The sequence below is a fragment of the Zhongshania aquatica genome (assembly GCF_027257955.1).
Lineage (GTDB): Bacteria > Pseudomonadota > Gammaproteobacteria > Pseudomonadales > Spongiibacteraceae > Spongiibacter > Spongiibacter aquatica.
The window spans coordinates 126,361-152,006 of sequence record NZ_JANZNQ010000003.1 but is presented as its reverse complement, the minus strand read 5'-3'; the positions used below and the strand labels follow the sequence as shown (position 1 = coordinate 152,006).

Here is a 25,646-nt window from a genome sequence, read left to right as displayed (position 1 = left end):
GTTCCGATGTATCACTTCGCGTCCTGCATATCACAATTGGCTCGCGCCAAACCCCTTAGCCCGGGTGGTGAAATCGGTAGACACAGGAGACTTAAAATCTCCCGACAGCAATGTCGTGCCGGTTCAAGTCCGGCCCCGGGCACCACCTACGCACAGAAAGTAGTACCGCTACCCAACTCCAATAGAAATCTTAATCCTCCGGGGGCTTGAATCGGAAAGGTTCACAAATTGCGCATGCAATTTGGACGAGGAGCGAAGCGACGAAGCCCCGAAGGGGTGAAAACAGCCCTATGGCTGTTTTTATTTACTCCGGCCCCGGGCACCAATAAAAATCAATGACTTACATCAATTAAGTCGCTCGAGCCTAAGATCTAAAAAACTCATAGTAGACGTATAGTAGACGGTCAGACTCCGTGTTCAAGAGTTCATCTAATGGATGCGTATTCCAAATTGTCGACAAAGCAACAGCTGGGGCTCATACAAAACATAATCTTACCAATGGTCAGTAAGCGCATTGGGTAGGTAGGAGAGATAGGTTGGCTTTTGAAAAGAACCCCGGTATGGGGTTCTCTGGCATTTCGATTAGCGCTTTAGTCTAATTAAGGGCTCAGCCTACTGAGTAGGGAATTGCCCCAACACTTTTAACATTGGGCGCAATTAAAGGTCATCGGTTTTGGGTGGCAGAGTTTTCGGCCATTCGATCTCTAAATTCATTCCACCTGGGCAAAAAACGCCCTGAGCATTATTATCGAAGTACAGCTGAGATATTTGTTCGAGACATTTGAGAAAAGCCGTCAAATGCTCACCAGTACACCAGCCCTTATTCGCTATTTGAAAGAACCAGTCTAGAACCTCAGAGCCAGAGGTTAATCTATCTATTCTGAAGTCGTAGACTTTTGAATTGTTACTCCAAAAAGAAATGCTCTCAGATTCCGGGTCAAATGTGACCGGTTTTTTGCCATCGAATTTTTCAAAAATGCTACTGCGTGAGGGTGTCCTTACATGGTCGAAAGCAAATTTCCTAGATAGGCGTAAGACTTCTTCTAAGATATCTCTGTCCGTACGTTTAGTTTCAGGTTCCTCTGGTGACTCAGGCAGATTTAGTATTGCCTCAATCTGTTGATTCAATTTTGGCCAGAAAACTTCAAAAACAGAGGTTAAAGTCTTCTCTTCGAGTTTTGTATCTTCAAGTTCGTTGTTAATGGAGCGAAGTAATTTGAATATCTCAGATTTGCCGAAAACTGAGCATTGAAATTGAACGAGTGGTCCCTTTACTTCGGTTGGCGTTACACCAAATAATAGCGGACATACTCTTGATGCATCGACACTTTTTGATATGGCGCCTGCTTCAAACATAAGCCAAGGGGCCGCTAGATTAGATGGTGTTAAAATGATGATCCCTATTTTTGAAGATTCCAGTTTACTGGAAATTTCAGAACCCCACCTTTGGCCTTTGTTAATGTCCTCTGGTGTAAAATACGGTTTTACGGCCTGTATTACACATGGAATCCACTCTCTAATTACCTCAGCAATTTCTTTACTTCTCTTACCCGACCAGCTTATAAATACGTCCAATAGTCTAATCCTGTATGTAATTGATTTAACGGCACTATAAGTATTCATGCCGCATAGTACTTAAACCGCTTTTTACTCGAAGGTTTAGCGGCGGCTCTAAGATTCTATATTTCAATTTGCTGTAAGTGGTGCGTCTTGAGATTACCTGTCAGGCATACCCGAGATCAAAATTCTAAATATCGATAGTTAGGGATAATAGCCCCATCTCAAAGTATTTCAATCACTTGGCCACAGCCTCATAGAATTGAACAGCGCGATTTTGACTAGAGCCTCCCGCCCATATGAGGTAGCAAGACATAAGTGACTCAAGGTCGAGATGGGAATATTAGCTTAGTGACTATACCGGCCGGAATTGCCGGCATAGTTAATTGACTTCAAATTGCTTCCGCATCAAACCAAAAAGGTTTTTCCTCGTCTTCGTCAGATTCGTAAGTACCCAGTACTTCCGCAATAAGTGAGCTTGCATACTGGCCAATAGTTTCTACATCGCGATATCGTATTGGATGGCAGCTAGCTATAACAGTTTCTTGACCGCGTAGCTGTCGCAAAATGCTGTCTTGCAACGCGGTTAAACAAAGCAAAATGAAATTTGTCTGTCGGTGGAATCTTCGAGATTGCTCCCGAGGGCACGGTACGCGTTATGCCAAAAGCGCGCGACACTTGAGTGATGAGACCCGTAAACAGCACGAGGTTGTGGATTTGCGGACAGTTGGAACGCTGCGGCGGAATTAAAGGCCTTGCCGAAAGTGCAAGATCACTGTGCTTGAATTGCGGTGTAAATCCTCTAGCACAGTGATGAAGTGATCCAAAAATTAAGCCACTTGCTTTTGCGCAGCACTAATATTCTGTGGTGCTTTGTTGAGTGGCTGCTTACGTCCCTTAAGCGCATAGCAATTTAAGCCTGCCATGTGGATTTTGCGCAGATAGGTTTCCCAGTCTATGGCGCTGGCATCAACCGGAAATAAGACTTGATCAGCTTTACCCATGCGTTTTGCAAGGTTGAGTAGTTTGTCGTTGTGGAAGATGTACTCTGGCTCGGTATAAAACGAGAAGATGGTCGACAGTGCCATCGCCGCATCGAGATTTCGTTTCGCTTTGAGCCCGCGCTTGAAGCCTAGTTTGAGAAGCGTGGTGTTGACTACTGACAGCACCGCGTTTAGGCAGAGCGCAACCGCAGTGAACAATTGCCGGTTTACTGCAATAAAGGGTTTGCGCGGCCGCCGGGCAAACAATTTGTCGTAGCTGCCGTGATTTTCCTTCGCTTCGGTCATTAGGTGATCAATGAACGTCCCCAAAGTGAGAGGATTTGCCGATCCGCTGCAGCATTGGTAAACATGATGACCGCCGGGTTTTTTAAACTGTTCTGCCAGTGACAGCAAAATACTATTGGCCACTAAGTCTGCTGGAATAACGTCGATAACGCCGCTGCGCTTACCGGGAAAAAACGTCACTTTTTCCTTTGCATAGGCCAGTAAAATTGCATCAGCGACTTTGACTCCTTCTATCCAGCCTGGTGAGGGTTCACGCAGGGTACTTTCTACAATGGAGGGCCTGAGTAGTGTAAGTGAATAGCCGCGCAGTGATTTTAGTAGTAGCTGCTCGCCTAGCCACTTGGTGAACGTGTAGGTGTCATTCCAGCCGTAGGCGTTCGCCTCGCGAATGCCGAGTTCTACGAGCTGATTTTTTAATTCTCTGCCCTCGAACTGTTGCTGCGTTTGGGCAATTTTGTGTTCGAGTTCTTCAATTACGTTGCCGACTTCGAAATATCCGTCTCTGTGGCGGGGGATTTCGCCGCCCGCTGGCACTGAGGTAGATTCGTGTATATGCCCTTGATTAAAGCCATTTACATAGCAGGTTGATACTTGAATGACGGGGATGTTTCCGCCCAGCTCAGATAGCTCAACAATATTGCGCAAGCTATGGGTGTTGATGGAAAGCGCGCGGTCTAGTTCTTCGCGGAAGTTAACGCTGGCGGCGCAATTGACGATGGCGTCTATGTTTCCCGCCAGTTTGCGAAACTCCTCGCGGGGTAGGCCAAATTGATGTTCGGTGATTTCTCCACTGACGCAATGAATTTTGGTGTGGCAAAAATCGTTGAAGTAGTCGGGTGCATTTAGCTTTAAAAATTCGAATACCGAGGAAGACGCAATTTCGTTGGCGAAGCGACTTCCGGCGTTGGCGTGTTTTCGTGTGCCTCGAATCAGAAGGTAAACGCCACCAACCTCTGGAACGGTACGCATGATTTTTTCTAGCATTACCTTACCGACAAACCCCGTGGTGCCGGTGATAAGGATATGTTTACCTTTGAGGAGTGTTAGAGTTTGTGAGACTTCCTTGTTTGTATCCATGAACGTACACCTCTTAAAGGCTATTCGGTAAGGCCCGAATAGATGTGCAGACTTGATTTGCTAGCCTAGCGGAATTCTTTGACCCTAGTGTGACAGCGGATATGGTCACTTCGTTGCAAATATAATTAATGCATCAACTACGCCAATATCTTGATGCGAGTGTAGTGTGAGAATCAGACCTTTAGGGTGCCGCTTCGCTACCTTGGTCTGTGTTTTTTTTCAGTCAATCGATCCAGTAAGTATTCGTCTAGCTTGTTGTTTCTCTAGTTGCAGTACTTGTTGATTAGATGGGCGCACCAATCTTGATCGCGTGGCGTTAACTTTGTGCGATGTTGGCGGTGAATTAGGCGTTCAATGTCATGATGTTATGCATTGGCTTTCTCCGTTCAGCCTTGATTAAGTTAAGGACGCACATACTGCAGCCTTACTTGATATGGAGTTCGGCCATGAAGAAGCTTTCTGTAATTACCCTTGTCGCGGTTTCTTTGTTTCCAATGTTGGCAGAGGCTGACCATCTTCGCCGCAGCAGCGGGAGTTATCGCAGCGAGCCTGCGATGTATATATTTGGCGGCTTAAGCACCTCGTCCTATGATTTTGATCGCTCTGATTTTCGCTACAGTTTTGGCGATGGTTCGCTGTCTAATATCAAGACCGATACTGAATCTGGCGGTGGCCGTTTTGGTGTTGGCTTTGATTTTAGCCCTGAGCTAGGGCTTGAGTTTGGTTATGCCTCGCTTGGGTCGCTGAGCGGAAGCGCGATATCAAGTGGATCTCAGGTGCTCAATAACGGTTACAGTGCTGGCCGTGTCGATATGGATGCCGACGCCGACGGCGTTTTCTTAGGTATTAATGTTCATACACCGAATCGGGAACAGGTGGGGCTATTTGCTCGCTTCGGTGTTTACAGTTGGGAGCTAGACGGCACGGTTGAAGACAGCAGCCGTAGCGGTGAGTTTACCGTGGAGGGCACAGATCCCTACGTCGGAGCGGGCTTGCGCTTGGCCTTGGCTGAAAATGCCAGTGTGACTCTAGCTTATGATCACTACATGCTTGACGATGATGAGTCGATAAAAATGTCGGCAGACACTTTGTCGGTAGATTTGGTATTCCGCTTTTAAAAACGCTATTCATTACCGTTAGACCGCAAGCTAAAAACCTTATCGGTGTTCTGCCGCTAGGGTTTTTTCTTATACAGACCAGTTTGATCAGCCCTGATCTAAATCTGTTTATGGACAAGATTTAATAAGATTGCGGTCGCTCCTTCGTCATAATCACTCCCTTTGTAGGTTGTGCGGCAGGACATTGTTTTTCGGTGTCGGTATAGTATGCCCATTGCGAGTGTTGTCGGAGTAAACATGGCGGAATTAAGTTTTACATTAAACGGTCAAGCGCAGTCGTTAACCGTTGATTCAGGAACCCCTTTACTTTGGGTTTTACGTGAGCATTTGGCCATGACCGGCACTAAGTTTGGTTGCGGTATGGGCTTGTGCGGTGCGTGTACTGTTCATCTGGATGGTAACCCCATTAGAAGTTGCAGTTATCCCGCTGAATTCGTAAGTGGTCGACATATAACGACAATAGAAGGCTTGGCGGCTAAGGATGACACGTTGCATCCTGTACAGCAGGCGTGGCTGGAAATGAACGTGCCCCAGTGTGGCTACTGCCAGTCTGGGCAAATTATGTCTGCGGTGGCGTTGTTAGCGACGAATCAATCGCCAAACGATGCAGACATCGATGCTGCCATGTCTGGCAATATCTGCCGCTGTGGTACTTATCCGCGAATTCGTAAGGCTATTCATCGCGCCGCTGAATTGTCGGTGCAATATTATCAGCCGGTAACTAACGCGGAGGCCGAATCATGAGTTTGACCTCTAATTTGTCTCGCCGTAATTTTATTAAAAGCACCGCATTACTTGGTGGTGGTCTAGCTATTGGCTTTAATCTTAGCGGCTGTTCCAAGACGCCACCGTATCCGAACATGAATCCAACGTCACTCCAGACCAATGCGTTCTTGCAGGTGACCGCTGAGGGAGAGGTGATTCTGCAACTCCATAAGTCCGAGATGGGGCAGGGGGTCTATACCGGCTTGACAACGCTGGCGGCGGAAGAATTAAAAATGAGCCCCGCGCTGATTACGGTTCAGCATGCAGAGTTCCACCCAGATTTTCGTGATCCCGAATTTTATGTGATGATTACTGGTGGTAGTTCATCGATCAGATTGAGTTATGACACAGTGCGCGAGGCGGCAGCGACACTTGCCGCAATTTTAAAATCAGCCGCTGCACAGCAGTTAAATGTTGCTGAATCATCAATTAGCCTGCGCGATGGCAAACTTGTTCATGCCGGTGGTGAAATTGCCTTCGCAGATGTAATAGCCACTGCGCGCTCGGTGCCTGTGCCTGAGTTGGTCACTTTGACCTCGCCCCAAGATTTTCAATATATCGGCCACTTTAATGGGCGCCTAGATGCGCTCGCCAAGGTGACGGGCAGTTCGCAGTTTGGTATTGATGTGCAATATCCCAAAGCAATGACTGCGGTGCTAATACGTTCTCCTCACTTAGGGGGCAAGGCAAAAAGTTTTGATGCTATCGCGGCGCTGGCAAAATCAGGGGTGCGCTCGGTATTAGATGTCGATGGCGCTATTGCCGTGGTCGCAGATACCTACTGGCAGGCCCGTCAGGCCGCGTCGGCGGTAACGGTTGAATGGGACAAAGGCCCGCTAGCGAATGTAAGTAGCGAGTCGCTGCGCACCGAGCGCTATGACTTACTTGATAGTGAGTCAGGTAAGAACGTTGAAGAAGTAGGCGAAGTCGGTGCCGCCACGGGCGATACAATAGAAGAAATTTACGATGTGCCGTATCTAGCCCATGCCACGATGGAGCCAATGAACGCGGTGGCAGTGGTTGGGCCAGAATCCATTGAAGTTTGGACCGGGAATCAATCGCCTGATATTGCTTTGTCAGCTATTGCCGATGCGACGGGATATAAGCGCGAGCAGGTCCGTATTCACAATCAAATGTTGGGCGGCGGATTTGGACGTCGAATATTATCGGATTATTTAGTCGAGGCGGCACGGGTTGCGCAACTTAGTGGCTATCCCATTAAGCTTGTGTGGAGTCGTGAGGACGACATGCAAAACGATTTTTATCGACCAAATTCGACGGTAAGAATGTCTGCCACTATCGATGGCAATAATGTCACTAGCCTGCAGTCTAAGGTGGTTGCGCCTAGCATCATGGGGCAATTCGTGGGCGCAGTGAGTAATACCCTGATGCCAGAGTGGGTTCCCAATGGCCTTCATAATACGCTTGCCGGTTTGGCAGCGAGTTCTGACCCTGCGGCCACCGAGGGTCTAATCTCCAGCGAGTATCAGTTTCCGTACAAGCGAACCGATTATGTGATGCAGGAAACGACTATTCCAATTGGTTATTGGCGCTCAGTAGGGCATTCCCAAAATGCGTTTTTCTTGGAAAGTTTTGTTGATGAACTGGCGCGGCGTACAGAACAAGATCCGCTGCAATTCCGTTTAAGTCATTTACCAGCAGATTCGAAGCAGCGCCGAGTACTTGAAGAAGTGGCCAAACGTGCGTCGTGGGGCAGCCCCGAGCCTGGTCAGTTTCAGGGAATAGCGGTGCACGAATCCTTCAAATCGATGGTTGCTCAAGTTGTGTCGATATCGGTAGAAGGGACAAAGATCAAGGTGCACAAGGTCGTCTGTGTGGTCGAGTGTGGATTAGCGGTCAATCCTGATATTGTGGTTGCGCAAATGGAAGGGGGCGTCATCTTTGCGCTCACCGCCGCCCTTAAAGGTGAGATTACCGTAGTTGATGGCGCTGTTCAGCAAAGTAATTTTCATAATTATGAAATGCTGCGCTTGAACGAAACGCCAGAAATTGAAGTGCACATTATTGAAAGTGCTGAACCACCGACGGGGGTGGGTGAGCCGGGCGTACCGCCACTGGCTCCGGCATTGGCGAATGCGGTATTTGCCGCGACAGGCCAGCGTCTGCGACAATTGCCGCTAAGATTGGCGTAATTATTTTGCGACACAGTTTCGTGTCGCTTAATTTACCTTAATGTGGCTTGTTCCATAAGTTATGTAATTTATTGTTTTACATGTATTTTAATATTCCATACTGAGCTTTTATGAGTGCTATTTCTGAGAACGAAATTCGTTATCCCTTTGCCGATGTACCGCAAAAAGGAGAATGGATAGAGGTCGCCAAGGGTGTATTTTGGCTCCAAATGGCACTGCCTATGGCATTAGATCACATTAATCTTTATGTGTTGGAAGATGATAAAGGTTGGTGGATTGTAGACACCGGAATGAAGATTGGTGATTCCCGCGAGCGCTGGGAATTACTGCTGGCGAATCAAATGGCGTCTAAACCCGTGCTGGGCGTCATTTGCACGCATATGCATCCCGATCATTGCGGCCAAGCTGGTTGGCTGTGCAATAGCTTGAGGGTGCCTTTGTATATGAGCGCTCTTGAATATATGTCTGCACGGACCTTCACTACAATTCCAAAGGGTGAGATGAGCTGGACCGCCGAGCAATATTACCGGCGAGCGGGTGTGGTTGAGGAGTACTTGGAAAGCGAGGATGCCAAAATGCGCGGGTTTGGTTCGGTGGTCGAGCCGTTGCCGTTTGCATTTAACCGTTTAATAGATGGCCAGATATTAACGATAGGCGGCCGCGATTGGCGTGTGATGACAGGGGCAGGTCACTCTCCAGAGCACGTGTCGCTATATTGCGCGGCGGATAAATTAATGCTCTCCGGCGATCAGATTATTCCGCGTATCACGTCCAACGTCAGTGTAATGGCTTCTGAGCCTGAGGCGAATCCCCTGCAGGAATGGTTTGATGCATTGCGGCGGTTTAGGCAGGATCTAGATGCTGATACCTTAGTTATGCCTGCCCACAATGCGCCATTTTACGGGGTACACGAAAGGCTAGATTATCTGATTGCCCATCACGAAGGGCATCTCGCCGCTATTGAGAAAGCGTGTGTTGAACCGCAGGTTGCTGTCGACTTGTTCAGCGTACTATTCGCCCGCAAAATTGAAATGTCTCAACTAGGTTTGGCCTTGGGTGAAGCTATCGCCCATTTACATTACCTATGCGCTGAGGGCCGAATGAGACGCGAATTAGATGACGCAGGGGTGTATCGCTATAAAACTATCGATGTTGAGAATTGCCCCTATCAAGGCGTTCATGAATTAGACACTGGGCCGATGGAGGTCTAATAGTGCAGAGCGGATTATTTGGCGATGAAACGGCAACGGAAAATTGTATTTTCTGCAAGATTATTGCAGGTAAAGCGCCGGGGCATATTCTTTATCGCGACGAACAGGTGTTGTGCTTTTTAGACATCGCGCCTGTGTCAATGGGACATACCCTGATTATTCCGATAAAGCATCACGATAATATTTTCACTTTAAACGAAGACGAAGTGACCACCTTGGCTATCCAGTCTCGGCGTTTAGCCCCCATTGTTAAACGTGTAACTGGTGCCGACGGTTTAGGTGTTCATCAGTTGAATGGTCGCGCCGCTGGCCAAACGGTTTTTCATTACCATACCCACCTTATCCCTTGTTTCCATGGCAAACCCATGCAAATTCACGGACGTCGTCCCGCACCACAAACCGCGTTAGCTGAAATGGCTGAGCGCTTACGCGCTGCACTTAAATAAGCTGCATACACGCAGATTTCAGTAGATTGCACTGACCGATTTTGCTTATTGTGATGACGCCTATTGTTATTGTGGCGGGGTCTTATATCGTCAAAAATGACGCTTAGTAAATGCCGTGTGGCATTGTGATTACATAATAATTTTTAGGAGCCGACTGCATGACTATGCCAAACGACATTAAGGTCATTGATTTGATGCTCAGCGTGCCGGGTGAAGACAATAGCCAGTGGTACGAATTTATGAAGCCGCTGCTGATGGACGAAGAAAGTCGCAATATGTTCAAAATGCCGGCGCAGTACATGTTTAAAGACATACCGGAAAGCGGCAAGAAAGAAGATTATATTGCCTATACCATTGAGCAGATGGATAAACACAATATCGAGCGCGCGATGCTGGGTATTGATGATCACAATGAAATAGCGAAGGAAGCGCTGGCGCGCCACCCCGACCGTTTTTTTGCTAGCTTAGAAGTGAATCCGAACAACGGCATGGACGAAGTCCGCAAAATTGTGCGATTGCACAAAGATTACGGTATCAAAGCGATTACTGGCTTTGCCTCTGGTCTGTGTCCGCAGGTGCCTTACAACGATAAAAAATGGTATCCGATTTATGCCAAGTGCGTTGAATTAGATATTCCGTTTTGTCCCTGCGTTGGCGTTCCCGGCCCACGTTTGCCAATGGCCCCGCAGAAAGTTGAGCTATTGGATGAAGTTTGCTGGTTCTTCCCTGAGTTAAAAGTGGTTATGCGTCACGGTGCAGAGCCCTGGGAGAAATTGGCGTGGAAACTCATGCTTAAATACCCCAATCTTTATTACATGACCAGTGCATTTGCGCCCAAGCATTACCCTGAAGAGATTGTGAAATTTGCGAACAGCCGTGGTGCCGATAAGGTAATGTACGCGGGGTATTTCCCCATGGGCTTATCACTGGATCGCATTTTCAAAGACATGCCAAATGTGCCGTTTAAAGATGAAGTCTGGCCAAAATTCCTTCGCGAAAACGCGCGCAAGGTCTTCAAGCTAGATTAAAAATGAATGCGCGCCAAGCTGTTGCTAGAGCAGGGCTGCGCGTCATTTTGGCATAGTAAATACAATAATAATGGAGATAGATAATGCCTTTAAGTCTGCAAGAAATGTCTGATCGCTTTGAAATTCAGGATATGTTGTACCTGTATGCAGACATTATTGATCGCAAGGCGGTTGATGAGCTTAACGATATTTTTACCGCTGACGCACATATTGATTACAGTGCCTTCGGCGGTACGGTGGGTGACCGGTCTTCGACGTTGGCGTTTTTAAAAGAGGCCTTGCCTGCCTTTAGCGCCTCCCAACACTTAAATGCGAATGTTCAAATTACTGTAGATGGAGATACGGCTAGCGGACGGGTGATGTGCTTTAATCCCATGGAAATGCCAATAGGCAAAGACAAACAGGTGTTTATGCTCGGTCTTTGGTATGTGGATACTTATCGACGAACGCCAGAGGGGTGGCGAATTAGCAGTCGCAAAGAACAAAAAAGCTGGGTGTTTAATGTGCCTGATTTTATGAATTTATAGCTCGCTCATAAATTATAAAGCGTGGCGCTTAGTTAATTCTCGCGCCACGCCCTCCGGGTTACTACTCGGTGGTATCCGCTATAAATTTTAAAATCACCTCGACCAGCTTGCTGCTTTGGTCTTCTTGTAAAAAATGCCCTCCATCGATAATTGTTGTGTGGTTTTGTCCCTTTGTGCCGGGAATCAGTTTGCGGAATACCGCTTCGCCTGAAGCAGTTATTGGGTCCTTGTCACTAAATGCGGTTAAAAATGGTTTTTCCATGTTACTTAAAATATCCCACGCCGCGCGATTGGCCTCGGCCGCCGGATCATTAGGTGAGATTGGCACCAGCATAGGGAATTGTCTTGCACCGGCTTTAAAACGTTCCTCAGGGAAGGGTGCGTCATAGGCGTTAATGGTGTCGGCAGACACCGGCTTTACGCAGGCACCGGCAATGATTTTGCCCACAGAAAACACAGGAATATTTTGAGATAGTTGCTGCCATTGTATAAACGCATCGCCGGGATGATGGTCGCCCGTGGGAAGCATCGTATTAGCCGCAATGGTTCTGGTGAAGCGTTGTTGTTCCTCTGCCAGCAAGCGTAGGCCGATTAATCCACCCCAGTCTTGGCAAAATAAGGTGATGTCGTTTAAATCGAGCTGGGTCAGTAGTGATTTGATCCAGTCTACATGACGCTGATAGGTGTAATCGCTGCGCTCGCTAGGCTTATCTGAGCGGCCAAAGCCGATTAGATCTGGTGCAATAACGCGATAGCCAGCCGACGCCAATGGCGTAATCATATGACGATACAAATAGCTCCACGTAGGTTCGCCATGCATCAGTAAGATCACGGGGGCATCTTTTGACCCTTCGTCAACGAAGTGCAGGCGCAACGTGCCGCCCTCGGTGTCGTCAACGTTTAGGTAGTTTGGTAAGAAGGGATAGTCCCGCAAATGTTCAAAGCGGGAGTCAGGGGTGCGAAGCGGCGTCATGGGCGGTTTCCTATTGTTATTTTAAGCGGGAAGATTGGGTTTAATCTCTATTTCGATCTCAGGCTCGCTGGCCTCTGGCGGTACAAAGCTGATCACGGTATCGCCGGTTTGAAGCTTGCGTGGTTTTTGACTAAGCCATTCTAACTTGCCATTTTCTGGAATAATCGCCAGCCTTACTGCCTCATCGGGTAATTTGGCGAGAAAATCCTTTTCGCTATAGGTTTCGGTAATGATGGTTTTACGAATCATCCAGCCCTTGATCATGCGGGTCCATAATTCAGCGAAGGTGATGTTGCCTGAAAACGCAGTAATACCGCGGCGGGTTTCAGAGACGACTCGGTTATTGCGTTCGTAGCCGCTGTCATAGGGCTGGAATACGCGGTGGCGGCCAAGGTGTGGGGCGAAATGGTTACACACCATAGAATTGTAGTGGTTGTTGCCCGTGGCGGCTAAGACGGTATAAATATTGTCTAGAGCCATGGCTTCGTCGGCCATGTCAGATAGAACTTCACCGAACCACGTGTCTATGCCTTGTTGGCGAGCCGATTGAAGTCGGCCCCACTCGGTGTCGGCGATAACAACCTCTTGATTAATTTTCTTAAGTGCGATCGCCAACTCGACTGTCCACGGTGAGGCGCCGACAATGAGTATACGGCCTTTACCCGGCGAGCCAAGTTTGAGTAGCTTTGTTAGCGGCCCCAGTGAAAATCCATGGGCTAAAATCGTCGCAAAAATCAGCATAAATACCGCCGGCACAAGGTATTTTGCGTCTTCAAATCCGGCATCGATGAGCGCCGGTGCAAAGGCGCCAGCGGATGCAGCCGCGACAACCCCGCGTGGCGCGATCCATGCAATTAACACGCGGTCTTGCCAGCTACAATCTGTGCGGATGGTCGCCAAAAACACTGCCAGAGGTCGCACTACAAATACAAAGGTGAATACCATCGCGACTAGTTGCCAGTGTATGGATTGCAGCGAGGCTTTGGTCAACGATGCGGTGAGAACCACGAATAAAAACGACACTAAAATGATCGTGATATATTCCTTGAAACGCCGCATTTCGTCCAAACTGCGCAGACGCATATTGCCCATAACCACACCCATTAGCGTGGTTGCTAGCAGGCCAGATTCATGTTGAACAAGGTCAGATAGGGCATAAACCGCCAATACGCAGGCGATAATAGACGGCGCTTTAAGGTATTCGGGAATCCAACCTCTGCGAAAGCAATGGCCCAAACCAAATGCGATGCCCCCGCCTAGGACCGCAGAGGTGCCTAAGGCAAGACCAAGGCTGGTGACTATAGATTGTATTGCTGGGCCTTCGCCAGAATAAAGTAGGTATTGATATACCAATACGGCAAGCAAGACCCCTATAGGATCATTGATGATTCCCTCCCACTTTAAATACGACGCTGTTCGACGGTTCAGCTTGGCATGTTTCAGCAGGGGCATAATAACCGTGGGGCCGGTGACGACGAGTATGGCGCCGAGTAGGGCGGCGACACCCCAGCTTAAGCCACCAATATAGTGGGCAACGGTTAAACCGATACCCCATGCGAGAAGTACCCCAATAGATGTCAGTCTGCGGGTGACTTGCGCCGTTTCTCGTAATTCATGGAACTGAAGGTTAAGTCCGCCCTCGAACAGGATTATTGCGACAAATAGCGAGGTGACTGCCGTGAGGCCGTCCCCAAAGTCGACACCGGGTTGAATCCAGCCAGTGATCGGGCCTAGTAAGAGGCCGCAGGCCGCTAATAACACAATGGCGGGGAGCCGAAAGCGCCATGCCAGCCATTGGCAAAAAATACCGGCAACTAAAATACCAACTAAAGCAAGTGTCATGTGTGATGCTCAATTATGTTTTTAATATCAATCTGTTAAACAATGTCATGTCTAGTGTATTTAAGTCAAAGCTGGGATGCAGATCAATTCATATTAATGCGACTAAGGTATGATTAGCGCGATAAATACGACCAAATAGGGAGATGGGTGGGAATGACTAGGCGACAAAGCGACATCGCATGTTTGAGCTTGTGTGTATTGCTGCTGAGTGCGTGCGCCGGTCAAGTTGAAAACAAACGTTTTGAGTTTGACGGTAAAACGGCACCGGTCTTTACCGGCTCATACAAACGCGACGTTTTTCTTGAAGGCAGTGTGGAATACGAAGACGCTGCAAATACTCAGTTTGACGGTAAATTTGATAGTAAGGGGTATCCGCGCCGAGGCGAGCTTACTCAGTATTATCACGATGCAAATAGCGAAATGGTTTCGCTGAAGCTTAGCGGCGATTTTATATTAAACGCGAAACAGCGTGTCTTATCGTTTGAGGGTTCCTTTACGATAGCTGATTCAGATGAACAGATTTTGGCCCATGGTGAGCAGAGTCAATGGTTTGCTCATTATACTGATCTTCACCCCTTTAGAGCGCCGCCCTTAATGACAATGGAGGGTGATAATGAGTATCTGCAGTATCGTCGCAATATCAGCCCAAAGGATCGTCCACAATCTTATCCCATCATTCATCGTGGATTGCCTGGACCATTTCGCGTGGACGTCGGATTTAAAGAGGGTCTCCCTCGCGGTGTAGTCAAAATTAGCGCGCAAATGTCCAATCAGGATTTCCAAGTTATCGAGCGCCAATACTTTAACTATCAGATCGAGTCGCAGCCGGTACAGTATTTTTATTACGAGCCGGGAAGCTTTTCTAAGCTTGAAGTAGTGTGTGATTGCGGGCTAACACCTAACTTAACTGTGCCGCAGCAGCTACTCCAAGCCTACGTTTACGATTGCGATACAAATCGCTTTTACGCCTTGAGTGATGATTATCCGGCGTCGGTGTTACAGATCTCCGCGAAGGATATTGATAACGGGGGTGTATTTCGTCGATTGTGGATTTATCACCATGGCGAAGTAACGCGTGCATCGGTAAACGTTGATGCTATTTATGACGGCAAATGGCTTTACCACGGGCCCGTCAAGGTTATGTATTACGGCAATTTACAGAGCTACACGCAGTATGAGTTGGGTAAGCCAATTGGTATTGGAATTAGGGCAACTGAGGGCGGTGCGGAATACGTTAGTTTTGGTGATGCAAGCCTGTTTTCAGATCTGCCTGATGACGGCTTAGTTGATAAGCTTGACAGTCGCTATGAATGGTATAAACAGCGTTTGAACTTAAGGTTTTCCTCGGTGCTAGCTGACACTATTTTATCCTCTAAGCAGCTGTCCGAACTTAGAGCTAATTTGCTACAAGATATCGACGAAAATAAAGCTATAGCAAAAGATGGACAGGTTGCCGGTTTGTCTGGTTTGTGGGCCAGTTGGCAGCGTCAAAGTACGGCGCGTCTCAGCACATGGGGTTCTGGCAACGGTAAAACTGCCGCAGTAATGAAATCCCAGTTATTGGACGATTTAGAGAAGTGGTATGAACAAAGTCGTGTTTTGCTCAATGATGAAGCAACGCAGCGCTGTGCCCGCCTTGGACAGAGTTTAAATTATGCTGACTGGCGCTGCGAAAACAAGCCTGAGCAATCACTTGTTACTCTCTGCGAGCGTTATCTAGATAAACCCCAATGTGACGCGATGAGCGCTAGGTTTGCTAACAAGGCGGGTAGTCAGTAGTGTTTACATTCGGTTAAATTGGATTTAAACAGAGATAGTGGCAGCACCGGCATGCATTTAGGTAATACAATACCTAGCCAAACCGTCACTTCATTTACAGCAGTACAGGCAGCAATTTACATGTGGTTTAAGAATCTTCTGATCTATCGTTTTACCAAGCCTTTCACCTTAACGGCTGAAGAGGTCAACGAAAGGCTTACCGAAAAAAGTTTTACTCCCTGCAATAGTCAAGATGTGGCTAGCTATGGCTGGACAATGCCCCTTGGTTCTCAGGGTAGTGAATATATTCATGTCGCGAATAATTGCATTATGGTTTGCGCCCAAAAACAGGACAAAATATTGCCAGCGTCGGTGGTAAACGAAGTTCTCGCCGACAAGTTAGAAGAAATTAAATTATCGGAAGATCGCGTGCCTGGCCGTAAAGAGCGCGCTGAGCTTAAAGATGAAATTATCTTTTCGCTTATTCCTCGCGCCTTTACGCGGTCTAGCCGCGTGTTTGCCTATATAGCGCCAGAGCAGGGCTTACTTATTGTAAACAGCGGTTCCCATAATCGCGCTGAAGAACTGCTTAATTTTTTACGTGAGTCCTTAGGCAGCTTGCCGGTCATTCCTGTCAAAGCGAAAAATGTGGCCCAGCATCAAATGACCGAGTGGTTAACTCAGGGTAGCGCGCCGGCAGGTTTTGAACTAGGTGGCGAGTGTGAGCTGCGTGATAAAGCAGATGAAAGTGCGGTGATCCGTTGCAAGAACCAGAACCTGTGTTCTGCGGAAATCAATAATCACATCCAAACCGGCATGTTCGTAAACAAAATAGCACTGCGCTGGGTCGGTGATATCGAATTTATTATTGACGATCAGTTATCGATAAAACGCTTAAATTTTGGCGACTTAATCCAAGATAAAATTGGTGACGTGAATACGGAAAGCGCCGCCGAGCAGTTCGACGTTGATTTCGCCATTATGACTGCTGAATTCGCCAAGTTTATACCTGCAGTGCTCGACGCCTTTGGCGGCGAAGACACCAGCGAACAGGGCGACGTAATCTCAAGCGCGGCGTAATGCCGTTGTAAGTGGCGATTTTCGCCCTTACATTTTACAGCGCAATAAAGAGCCTCAGTCGAAGGACTGGGGCTTTTTTGTGAGCGAAGAATTGGTGTTAGCGCCGAAATAATTAAGAGGATATGGTTAATTTATTAGGCGTTCGATTTTTTAACGAACTCCGACTTCAGCATCATTTCTCCTATCTTGTCCACTCGACAATCGATGTTGTGATCGCCATCGACGATGCGGTTGATTTTGAGCTTGGTGCCAATTTTTATCACGGTTGAGCTGCCCTTTACCTTTAGATCTTTAATCAGGGTGGCACCATCGCCTTCGTATAGATCGTTCCCATTGGCGTCTTTGACTTTGGCTGTGTCATCATCAGTTTGATTGCCATTCATAGGCTTCCATTCGTGAGCGCATTCAGGGCAAATCATCAGGTCGCGATCTTCATAGGTGTACTGAGATTCGCATTTGGGACACGGTGGTAAGCTTGACATCAATAACATCCTCTAATTGAAATTATAAATACACAGTAAATTCTTTTAAGCCAACGGATCGAATGAGTTGAGCTAACTCATTGATATGATCAGTGGTGATTGATAGATCCTCATTGTCTGCGAGCACAAAAAATTTGTATTGAGTATCGCGCAGCATCACAAACCAGTGGTTAAGGCTGCCTGGGCTGATCCGGATCTGAGCATCTTGCCAGTGCCCCTCTTTTCCCAATTCAATGGCCTCATTTAGTTTCATCTTGTTTGTCTCTCTTTAAAACATTGTTCACTGCATCATCCAGCGTTGCGGAGGAGACATTTAACGGATTTACGCTATTGCCGCTTGATCTGGTCAATGTCCTCATTGGCTAAAACTGCCAAGCAGGCGATACAGAGGAATACGTTTCTTCACAATGCGCCACTTCTTTGTTGAGGATAGAAAGGCCATCTGCAAAGAGAATAGGTGCTGCCGATAGAGCATATTCCCTTTCCTGAAGAATATGAGTTTGACCTAGACGCTAGCCCAAGGTCTTGGCTTATGATCATTGTATGATAATATAATTACCATCTAATTATCCACCCGCTTACATACACACGAAACGCCAAAGGATGCCCAATGATTGAGTCTCAACTACGCGAATTACTGTCTGAATACGGCATACAGAATCCATTAGAAATTCTTTACAACCCAAGCTATGAGGCTCTATTTCGCGAAGAAACTCGGCCCGAACTGAGTGGCTACGAGGCTGGTCGCGTAACTAACAGTGGGGCGGTAGCCGTTGATACTGGTATTTTTACGGGACGATCGCCCAAGGATAAGTACTTTGTTAAAGACGATACTACCCGTGATACTTTGTGGTGGTCAGATCAAGGTGTTAACGACAATAGACCGATTACAACGGAGATTTGGCAATCGCTAAAGTCTCTTGTGGGAGAGCAACTAAGCGGTAAGCGTCTATTTGTGAACGACCTGTATTGTGGTGCCAATCCCGCGAGTCGATTGAAGGTGCGTTTTGTCACCGAAGTTGCGTGGCAGTCCCACTTTGTAAAAAATATGTTTATTCGTCCCACAGAAGCAGAACTTGAAGATTTTGAACCGGACTTTGTGGTGTTGAACGGAGCTAAGACCAGTAATCCTAATTGGAAAGAGCAGGGCTTAAATTCCGAGAATTTTGTGGCCTTTAATATGACCGAAGGCATGCAGCTTATTGGCGGCACCTGGTACGGCGGAGAAATGAAGAAAGGGATGTTCTCTGTTATGAACTATCTGCTGCCGCAAAAAGGCATTGCTTCAATGCACTGTTCAGCCAATATAGGTGAAGAGGGCGATACCGCAATCTTTTTCGGCTTATCTGGCACCGGAAAAACTACCTTGTCCACCGATCCAAAACGGGCGTTGATCGGAGACGATGAGCACGGCTGGGACGATAACGGCGTGTTCAATTTTGAGGGAGGGTGTTACGCCAAGACCATCAATCTCAGTCAACAGGATGAGCCTGAGATATATGCGGCCATCAGGCGAGACGCCTTGCTGGAAAATGTGGCTGTAGATGCAGCGGGTAATATCGATTACGCTGACAACTCAAAAACTGAAAATACACGTGTTTCTTATCCGCTTTACCACATCGAGAATATCGTTAAGCCAACGTCAGTGGGTGGTCATGCGACCAAAGTGATCTTCCTTACCGCTGACGCCTTCGGTGTGCTGCCGCCTGTGGCGCGGCTCACTAAAGCGCAGGCTGAATATTATTTTCTTTCGGGGTACACCTCAAAGCTGGCAGGCACTGAGCGTGGCATCACTGAACCAACACCCACGTTTTCCGCCTGTTTCGGTGCAGCGTTTTTGAGCTTACACCCAACCCAATATGCAGGAGTGCTGAAAAAACGGATGGAAGATTCGGGTGCGCAGGCGTATCTAGTCAACACCGGATGGAACGGAACTGGCAATCGTATTTCCATCAAGGCGACTCGCAGTATCATCGATGCAATTTTAGACGGCTCCATCGAAACTGCAGACTTTAATCAATTGCCACTCTTTAATTTGGACACCCCCGTCACCCTAGCCGGTGTGGACGCTAACTTGCTTGATCCACGTAAGACCTACGCAGATCCTGACGAGTGGACGCAAAAAGCGACATCGCTGGCTGGAAAATTCATCACTAATTTTGGACGATTTACCGATACCGCCGCTGGCGCATCATTAGTTAGTGCAGGCCCCGCGATTGTGAGCAAAGGTTAACCTAAACCCGGTCGAGCCCTTGGGTCTAGGGCTCGGCAGAATACATTTGGGTGTTAATCAAATTAGCATGAACACCTCGCCAACAAAGAGCGACATCATATGGAAAAGCGTACTGCCAGGTTAACAGTACTGGTTGACCCTCAAAAGAAAGCAGCGTTTGAACAGCTGTGCGATAGGGAAGACGTAACCCCGTCACAAAAAATTCGCCAGTTCATGCGTGATTACATTGAACAATCATTGGGTGCCGATTGGAAAACTCAAGTTTTCAGTAGTGAGGAGAGCGATTAGCTTGGAATAATTGGCGCGGCTGAATTAAACCGATAGCCTTCATTTGTAGAACCCTGTGAGGGTTTTCGGCTGACCTTAACAGTACAAATAAAAAACCCGGCACAAAGGCCGGGTTATTTATTTAATGGCGGTGAGGGAGGGATAAATCAAATCATCCTAGGGGCTGATTTGCCCCTGCGGGCTGCGCCGCTGAGAAGCGCGGCTTGTTTAAATTGCTGATCGCAATTTATCGAACCCAGCGAGGGTTCTCACCGACCCTAACAGCTTAAATAAAAAACCCGGCACAAAGGCCGGGTTATTTACTTAATGGCGGTGAGGGAGGGATTCGAACCCTCGAATAGTTTGACCCATTACACACTTTCCAGGCGTGCTCCTTCAGCCACTCGGACACCTCACCAAATTCTTCGTCTTAGGCTAGAAGTGGGTTTCCCCAAATAGCGAGCGTTAAGCGCTCGTTCCTTCAGCCATTGACTCGCTCCTATCGGAGCTCGGGGCTGCGCCCCGTCGTCGCAAAGCGCCAACGTCCAAGATTGTTGCACAATCTTGTCGGACACCTCACCAAATTCTAAATCTGCACAGTTTTAGATGGTTTTACGAGCGTCAGGTCCGCACACCTGCGTGCTCGTTATCGCCCGTTGGGCGCTTTCCCGGGCAAAGCCTCCGAATCAGCCACTCGGACACCTCATCAAATCTATCGCAACACAACTTTTACCGCGTTTTGAGGGCGGCTACTCTAACCAATATCCGTGATAATGGCAATTGAGAAATAAATAGATTTCACCCGCGCGCGTCATGTTGGTGCGGTCTTAATTTTCTGTTCTGTGTTGGTGCGATAAACTTCGTTGCGATGCGCTATGTTATTCATCTTGTTGGGGAAAGTTATTTGGAACACTTATTGCTTTAAATTAGCCGCGTAGCGATTACGTGTGTGTTCGATGCAGCTCTGTATCGATATGTCAGGTTAGAAAAGGAGTCCTATGGTGTATTCTCCGGAAATGGTAGCGCTACTGCAGCAATTGCGTGCTCGTATTTTCGCTGAGTTTGGGACCAAAATTCGTTTGGCGGATCCCAATTTGCTCACGAGTTTGGGTGATTTGGGTAAGCGGAGCCGCGACCCGTTTACTCGAAAAACAGTGGTTGAGATTATGGCGTTGGGCGGAATCCCCTTTCAGTTGGAGGCAAAGACAACGTCATCACAGGAAGATATTACCGAACGTCACACCACGGAAGTGACTTATAGAGGAACTAAGGTTTTTCGTGAAAAGGAATTGCCTTCTCATTCGCAGGTTTCCTCAGAACGTCAGCAGTCGCGTCAGATGTATCGCGGCCAAGTTGTCTACAAATAGTAAAAGACACTCGGCGTCCTTAGTCGCCGAGTCACGCTTTATTTACAAGATTTACGATAACGTCGCTGCGATTCCCTCGCTGTAATCCTTTCTTTTACTTATTTCTTTTTAATGTTTGATCGTCTTTCTCTGATGTTATCCGTCTTCGCGCTGTTAAGTTCGCCTGTGACTGCTTATCATTGAGGTTTTCGGGTAAGAACAGCGACGACGTATGACAATTAAATGTTCCATAGTGCCGGTCACGGCTTATCAGCAGAATTGCTCGGTGATGGTCTGTGAAGAAACCGGTAAAGCGGCGATTTTTGATCCGGGTGGAGATATTGAAAATATTGAAGCGGCTATTGCTGAATTAGGCGGTACGCTTGAGGTTATTTATCTAACCCATGGTCACATGGATCACTGTGCTGCTGCCGATGTGATGCGCAAAAAATACGGTGTAAAAATTATCGGGCCACAGAAAGAAGATGCTTTCTGGATCGATAAATTACCCGATTGGTGCAAAATGACGGGCTTTCCACACGCTGACGCCTTCACGCCAGATCAGTGGTTGGAAGATGAAGACAGCGTGAGTTTTGGCAATCAAACACTCGCGGTAAAGTTTTGCCCAGGTCATACCCCCGGACACGTGGTGTTTTTTCATGAGCCCGCTCGACTAGCGATTGTCGGAGACGTGTTATTTCAAGGCTCTATTGGGCGCACAGACTTTCCCAGGGGCGATTTTGATACCTTGGTAAACTCTATTCAAACGAAGTTGTGGCCCCTCGGTGACGACGTTACATTTATTCCTGGTCATGGACCCACGTCGACTTTTGGTCACGAACGAGAAACCAACCCCTTTGTTGCTGATACTCGCTTTGGTTGATATAACACCAACAGATCTGGAAATAATGTATGAACAATGAGTTAAGCCATTTCGATAAGCAGGGTAATGCGCAGATGGTGGACGTGACCGATAAAGCGGTTACTCAGCGCGAAGCGCAGGCGAGTGGCACCGTCACAATGTTGCCAGAAACTCTAGCGTTAATCGCGTCCGGTGGTCATAAAAAGGGCGATGTGCTCGCAGTGGCGAGAATTGCAGGTATTCAAGGCGCTAAAAAGTGCTCTGACCTAATTCCCTTGTGCCATCCATTGATGTTGTCTTCCGTGAAACTAGAGTTTGCCCTAGATTATGAAAAAAATGCCGTACATATTAAGGCGCGGTGCAAGTTGGCGGGACAAACAGGCGTTGAAATGGAAGCTTTAACGGCAGTGTCTGTGGCTGCACTTACCATTTATGACATGTGTAAGGCGGTAGATAAGGGCATGATTGTGTCTGACATAAAACTACTGGCAAAGTCAGGTGGTCGTTCTGGTGAGTGGTTTGCTGAGGAAAGCGAGACGAAGTCGTGATTACCGTACTGTTTTTTGCAAAATATCGGGAGCAGTTAGGCGTGTCATGTATGGATGTGCAAATAACATCGGCACTGACAGTAAGCGATTTAAAACAACAGCTAATCTCTGACGGTGGTGCTGATTGGGCTACTGTTTTACTTGCTGAAAATACCTTATGTGCGGTTAACCAAACATTAGCAAAGGCTGACGATCTGGTTACTGATGGCGATGAAGTTGCTTTTTATCCTCCAGTAACGGGAGGTTAAGGTGCAGCGGCGAGTGAGTATTCAGGAAGCAGACTTTGATGTCGGTAAAGAGTGCCGAGGGCTAGCGAAAAGCAGTCGTTGCGGGGCGGTGACCCAGTTTGTTGGGGTTATGCGTGACTATAACGAGGGCGATGACATTGTGGCCATGGAGTTAGAGCATTATCCAGGCATGACTGAGCGCAGTATTGAAAGTATTATCGATAGAGCAGCACAGCGTTGGTCACTTTTATCGGTAACGGTGATACATCGAGTAGGTGCTTTACTACCAGGAGCGCAAATCGTATTTGTCGGCGTGGGCGCAATGCATCGGCAAGCCGCCTTTGCAGCTTGTGAATTCATCATGGATTTTTTGAAGTCGGAGGCGCCGTTCTGGAAGAAAGAGCGCAGGGCGGATGGCGCAGAGAGATGGGTAGACGCGAGGGCGTCAGATACACAGGCGCTTGATCGGTGGAGTTCTGACGATTAATAGTCTGATCGGAGTAGGCTTACGAGCTGAAATTGCGGGCGCACGGTGTGTATAATCCACGCCACAAACAATTCACACCGCTATTTGTGACGCAGCAATGCGATTCAAAAAGTGGCCGACGTATTGAACTGCCATAATAACAGTGTAATTAGGAAATTTTATGAGCTTAGATCCCCGTGAGTTTCGCAATGCCCTTGGCCAATTTTCCACCGGCGTCTGTGTAATTACCGCAAACCCTGCAGGGTACAAGCCCTTTGGCATGACCGTGAATTCATTTGCCTCGGTGTCCTTAGATCCCGCCCTGGTTCTGTGGAGTTTGCGTAATGATTCGGAATGTCTAGACGCATTTAATAAATCCAAGACGTTTACGGTTAATGTGTTGGCTAGCGATCAGATGGCGATGTCTAATCTTTATTCAAAGAAAAGTGATCATGATTTGCGTGATGATCATTTTCGATTAGGTAAAAGTGGCGCGCCAGTATTACGCGGTGCGTTAACTAGTTTTGAATGCGAGACCTGGGCGCATTATGATGGCGGTGACCATATCATCGTGGTTGGCAAAGTCATCGAGATGGATAACCGCCCAGGTGCTAAACCATTGGTGTTTCACGCGGGCCAATATCGCGAGTTAAGATAAGTTATCTGGAGTAGGGAGGGCGATGAAATACTGTAGTAATTGTGGCACTGAGATCGTAAAACAGATTCCTGCAGGAGATGATCGCCTCCGCTTTGTATGTCCGCAGTGCAATATTATCCACTACCAAAACCCCAACGTGGTGGTGGGCTGTTTGCCTATTGCTGGAGAGCAAGTCTTACTGTGTCGCCGCGCTATTGAGCCTAGGTTGGGTTATTGGACTATTCCTGCCGGTTTTATGGAAAACGGCGAGACCATGTTAGAAGGCGCCTTGCGAGAAACCCGTGAAGAGGCCGCCGCGAAAGTCAAAGGTGAAACTCTTTATCGCCTATTTGATATTCCCCATATTAATCAGGTCTATGTATTTTACCGAGGTGAGCTAGACGGTGGCTTTGGCGTCGGCCCCGAAAGTTTGGAAAGTAAATTATTTTCTGAAGATGAAATTCCTTGGTCTGAGTTGGCTTTCCCGATTGTGACCGATGTTCTTATTGAATATTTTCAGGATCGTAAAAGCGGTGAATATCCCATAAGAGTAAGTATTCCAAGCAAGACTTGGGCGCGACACGTCGGTTGGGATCCCAAGTCAGATAGTGAGGCTTAGTTTTACCAGGTAAAAGAATCTTTTGTGATTTTTGTAAATCGAGCTATGGTAATACTAAGCACGCTGAAGAAAATCTCCCGCACCCTACGCTTTTTATTCTTCGGCAAGTAAAACCTGCGAAATAAGGAAGAATAAATGGAATATGCTTATCACACTGTTGACGTATTTACTCAATCTGCCTATAGCGGCGCGCAAATATCAGTATTTCCGCAGGCGGACGGTTTAGACGATACCCAAATGGCATTAATTGCCAAGGAGATGAATCACCCTGAAACGGTGTTTGTTTTTCCTGGCAGCAGTGATGTGGCAGCAGAACTACGAGTATTTTCACCCGCAGGTGAACGCGCGGTGGGAAGTCATAGTGTTGTGGCCGCGGCGCGAACTCTGGTTCATAGTAAAGCCTTGTTAGTCGCAGATGACGATTGTGTCATTCACTTTGCTCAGGGGCGTAAAATTTTTGACGTGGTTCTGTCACAAAAGAATGGTCGTTTACTAACCCAGCTATCCATGTCTGTGACTCCGCAAATAGACCGCTACGTTCCCGATAATAAAGAGTTGCAGCAGGTTCTAGGATTGGGCGCAAATGATATAGAAACTCTAAAAGCAAAAACGCTCTTTGTCAGTTGTGACTCGCCGTATTTGATTGTTCCGTTGCGCTCGATGGATGCAGTCTACCGAGCACGTTTTAACTTAGAAGCATGGTCGCGTAGTAGTGCGTCATCTGTTGCTGTGAACGAAATACTGGTGTACTGCAGTGAAACTGAATCTTTACAAACCGATTTTCACCTGCGCATCCTTGGCCAATATATCGCCCATGAAGATAGCCCCCCAGTGGGTGCCGCGATCCCTGCCTTTGCCGCAAGTTTGTGTGATACCCGCGGATTAGCAGATGGAACCCACACCTTTTGGCTCGAACGCGGACACAAGGCTAGTCGCCAAAGTATTTTGCAAGTTGAGTTCGTTAAAAAGGTGACTGCGGCTCTTAAAATAAGAATCGGCGGTGACGCGGTTCTTGTAGCGCAGGGAACGATTCTGGCGCCCGACACCAAGTCCTTACAGGCTGCCTAAGCTAATTCCCATCTAAACTTGCTCAGCAGCCAGCTCGTTTTAATGGCTGAGCAAGCACCTGATTGCT

26 protein-coding genes and 2 tRNA genes are annotated in these 25,646 nt (G+C 47.6%); 20 read left to right on the top strand and 8 right to left on the bottom strand.

All coding sequences use genetic code 11. From position 1 onward, the window contains the following. The first annotated feature begins 58 nt into the window (after nt 1-58). Nucleotides 59-145: transfer RNA gene (locus tag O9X78_RS04060), tRNA-Leu, on the top strand. A gap of 512 nt (nt 146-657) precedes the next feature. Here O9X78_RS04060 and O9X78_RS04055 read toward each other — a convergent pair. From O9X78_RS04055 to O9X78_RS04045, 3 genes are all read right to left on the bottom strand, one after another. Then, nucleotides 658-1,575 carry a TIR domain-containing protein gene (locus O9X78_RS04055; protein ID WP_269618334.1) on the bottom strand — a complete coding sequence of 306 codons (918 nt, stop codon included), beginning with the start codon at nt 1,573-1,575 and terminating at the stop codon, nt 658-660. A gap of 374 nt (nt 1,576-1,949) precedes the next feature. Continuing rightward, nucleotides 1,950-2,123, bottom strand: coding sequence for a hypothetical protein (locus tag O9X78_RS04050; RefSeq protein ID WP_269618333.1), 174 nt, complete (start codon nt 2,121-2,123; stop codon nt 1,950-1,952). A 264-nt stretch (nt 2,124-2,387) separates the two neighbouring features. Continuing rightward, entirely contained in the window at nt 2,388-3,923 is a 1,536-nt protein-coding gene (locus O9X78_RS04045; protein ID WP_269618332.1) for a fatty acyl-CoA reductase, read from the bottom strand. Between the two features lie 446 nt (nt 3,924-4,369). On the opposite strand from O9X78_RS04045, the gene O9X78_RS04040 reads away from it, so the two are divergent. From O9X78_RS04040 to O9X78_RS04010, 7 genes are all read left to right on the top strand, one after another. Further along, nucleotides 4,370-5,041: an outer membrane beta-barrel protein gene (locus O9X78_RS04040; protein WP_269618331.1), complete on the top strand. Its 672-nt coding sequence runs from the start codon at nt 4,370-4,372 to the stop codon at nt 5,039-5,041. 237 nt (nt 5,042-5,278) lie between these two features. Then, nucleotides 5,279-5,785, top strand: a complete 507-nt coding sequence (locus O9X78_RS04035) for a (2Fe-2S)-binding protein (protein ID WP_269618330.1) — start codon at nt 5,279-5,281, stop codon at nt 5,783-5,785. Continuing rightward, complete coding sequence (locus O9X78_RS04030; RefSeq protein ID WP_269618329.1) at nt 5,782-7,959, top strand: xanthine dehydrogenase family protein molybdopterin-binding subunit; 2,178 nt, start codon at nt 5,782-5,784, stop codon at nt 7,957-7,959. Before O9X78_RS04035 ends, O9X78_RS04030 begins: the two co-directional genes overlap by 4 nt. A gap of 110 nt (nt 7,960-8,069) precedes the next feature. Next, on the top strand, nt 8,070-9,170 hold the full coding sequence (locus O9X78_RS04025) for an MBL fold metallo-hydrolase (protein WP_269618328.1): 1,101 nt from the start codon (nt 8,070-8,072) through the stop codon (nt 9,168-9,170). A 2-nt stretch (nt 9,171-9,172) separates the two neighbouring features. Further along, nucleotides 9,173-9,616: an HIT family protein gene (locus O9X78_RS04020; RefSeq protein ID WP_269618327.1), complete on the top strand. Its 444-nt coding sequence runs from the start codon at nt 9,173-9,175 to the stop codon at nt 9,614-9,616. A gap of 158 nt (nt 9,617-9,774) precedes the next feature. Continuing rightward, the gene (locus tag O9X78_RS04015) at nt 9,775-10,644 is read left to right on the top strand and encodes an amidohydrolase family protein (protein WP_269618326.1); all 870 of its coding nucleotides are present in this window, start codon (nt 9,775-9,777) and stop codon (nt 10,642-10,644) included. An 83-nt stretch (nt 10,645-10,727) separates the two neighbouring features. After that, nucleotides 10,728-11,171 carry a nuclear transport factor 2 family protein gene (locus O9X78_RS04010; RefSeq protein WP_269618325.1) on the top strand — a complete coding sequence of 148 codons (444 nt, stop codon included), beginning with the start codon at nt 10,728-10,730 and terminating at the stop codon, nt 11,169-11,171. A 61-nt stretch (nt 11,172-11,232) separates the two neighbouring features. On the opposite strand, the gene O9X78_RS04005 is transcribed toward O9X78_RS04010, so the two are convergent. Then, nucleotides 11,233-12,144 (bottom strand): haloalkane dehalogenase, encoded by a 912-nt coding sequence (locus tag O9X78_RS04005; RefSeq protein ID WP_269618324.1) that lies wholly within the window; start codon nt 12,142-12,144, stop codon nt 11,233-11,235. 21 nt (nt 12,145-12,165) lie between these two features. After that, the gene (locus tag O9X78_RS04000) at nt 12,166-13,986 is read right to left on the bottom strand and encodes a cation:proton antiporter (RefSeq protein ID WP_269618323.1); all 1,821 of its coding nucleotides are present in this window, start codon (nt 13,984-13,986) and stop codon (nt 12,166-12,168) included. Nucleotides 13,987-14,139: 153 nt separating this feature from the next. Here O9X78_RS04000 and O9X78_RS03995 point away from each other — a divergent pair, with 153 nt between their 5' ends. Beyond that, complete coding sequence (locus O9X78_RS03995; protein ID WP_269618322.1) at nt 14,140-15,765, top strand: hypothetical protein; 1,626 nt, start codon at nt 14,140-14,142, stop codon at nt 15,763-15,765. Nucleotides 15,766-15,816: 51 nt separating this feature from the next. Continuing rightward, on the top strand, nt 15,817-16,824 hold the full coding sequence (gene rdgC / locus O9X78_RS03990) for a recombination-associated protein RdgC (RefSeq protein WP_332108511.1): 1,008 nt from the start codon (nt 15,817-15,819) through the stop codon (nt 16,822-16,824). A 134-nt stretch (nt 16,825-16,958) separates the two neighbouring features. Here rdgC and O9X78_RS03985 read toward each other — a convergent pair whose 3' ends face one another. Further along, a complete protein-coding gene (locus tag O9X78_RS03985; protein WP_269618321.1) occupies nt 16,959-17,306 on the bottom strand; it encodes a zinc ribbon domain-containing protein YjdM in 348 nt (115 codons plus the stop codon). Between the two features lie 22 nt (nt 17,307-17,328). Further along, nucleotides 17,329-17,559 carry a hypothetical protein gene (locus O9X78_RS03980; protein WP_269618320.1) on the bottom strand — a complete coding sequence of 77 codons (231 nt, stop codon included), beginning with the start codon at nt 17,557-17,559 and terminating at the stop codon, nt 17,329-17,331. A gap of 357 nt (nt 17,560-17,916) precedes the next feature. Between O9X78_RS03980 and pckA the strand changes: the two genes are divergently transcribed. Beyond that, nucleotides 17,917-19,539 (top strand): phosphoenolpyruvate carboxykinase (ATP), encoded by a 1,623-nt coding sequence (pckA, locus tag O9X78_RS03975; RefSeq protein ID WP_269618319.1) that lies wholly within the window; start codon nt 17,917-17,919, stop codon nt 19,537-19,539. 99 nt (nt 19,540-19,638) lie between these two features. Beyond that, a complete protein-coding gene (locus O9X78_RS03970) occupies nt 19,639-19,827 on the top strand; it encodes a CopG family transcriptional regulator (RefSeq protein ID WP_269618318.1) in 189 nt (62 codons plus the stop codon). Nucleotides 19,828-20,134: 307 nt separating this feature from the next. On the opposite strand, the gene O9X78_RS03965 is transcribed toward O9X78_RS03970, so the two are convergent. Continuing rightward, a tRNA-Ser gene (locus O9X78_RS03965) sits at nt 20,135-20,224 on the bottom strand. A 580-nt stretch (nt 20,225-20,804) separates the two neighbouring features. Between O9X78_RS03965 and O9X78_RS03960 the strand changes: the two genes are divergently transcribed. The 8 genes from O9X78_RS03960 (at nt 20,805) to O9X78_RS03925 (ending at nt 25,579) form a co-directional block, all read left to right on the top strand. Next, entirely contained in the window at nt 20,805-21,173 is a 369-nt protein-coding gene (locus O9X78_RS03960) for a hypothetical protein (protein ID WP_269618317.1), read from the top strand. Between the two features lie 211 nt (nt 21,174-21,384). Continuing rightward, nucleotides 21,385-22,035 (top strand): MBL fold metallo-hydrolase, encoded by a 651-nt coding sequence (locus tag O9X78_RS03955; protein ID WP_269618316.1) that lies wholly within the window; start codon nt 21,385-21,387, stop codon nt 22,033-22,035. A 29-nt stretch (nt 22,036-22,064) separates the two neighbouring features. Further along, on the top strand, nt 22,065-22,562 hold the full coding sequence (moaC, locus tag O9X78_RS03950) for a cyclic pyranopterin monophosphate synthase MoaC (protein ID WP_269618315.1): 498 nt from the start codon (nt 22,065-22,067) through the stop codon (nt 22,560-22,562). Further along, the gene (gene moaD, locus O9X78_RS03945; RefSeq protein ID WP_269618314.1) at nt 22,559-22,810 is read left to right on the top strand and encodes a molybdopterin converting factor subunit 1; all 252 of its coding nucleotides are present in this window, start codon (nt 22,559-22,561) and stop codon (nt 22,808-22,810) included. Before moaC ends, moaD begins: the two co-directional genes overlap by 4 nt. A 13-nt stretch (nt 22,811-22,823) precedes the next feature. Continuing rightward, on the top strand, nt 22,824-23,276 hold the full coding sequence (gene moaE / locus O9X78_RS03940) for a molybdopterin synthase catalytic subunit MoaE (RefSeq protein WP_269618313.1): 453 nt from the start codon (nt 22,824-22,826) through the stop codon (nt 23,274-23,276). 160 nt (nt 23,277-23,436) lie between these two features. Then, a complete protein-coding gene (locus O9X78_RS03935; protein ID WP_269618312.1) occupies nt 23,437-23,913 on the top strand; it encodes a flavin reductase family protein in 477 nt (158 codons plus the stop codon). A 22-nt stretch (nt 23,914-23,935) separates the two neighbouring features. Next, entirely contained in the window at nt 23,936-24,511 is a 576-nt protein-coding gene (locus O9X78_RS03930; protein ID WP_269618311.1) for an NUDIX hydrolase, read from the top strand. A 135-nt stretch (nt 24,512-24,646) separates the two neighbouring features. After that, the gene (locus tag O9X78_RS03925; protein WP_269618310.1) at nt 24,647-25,579 is read left to right on the top strand and encodes a PhzF family phenazine biosynthesis protein; all 933 of its coding nucleotides are present in this window, start codon (nt 24,647-24,649) and stop codon (nt 25,577-25,579) included. Nucleotides 25,580-25,646 lie beyond the last annotated feature (67 nt).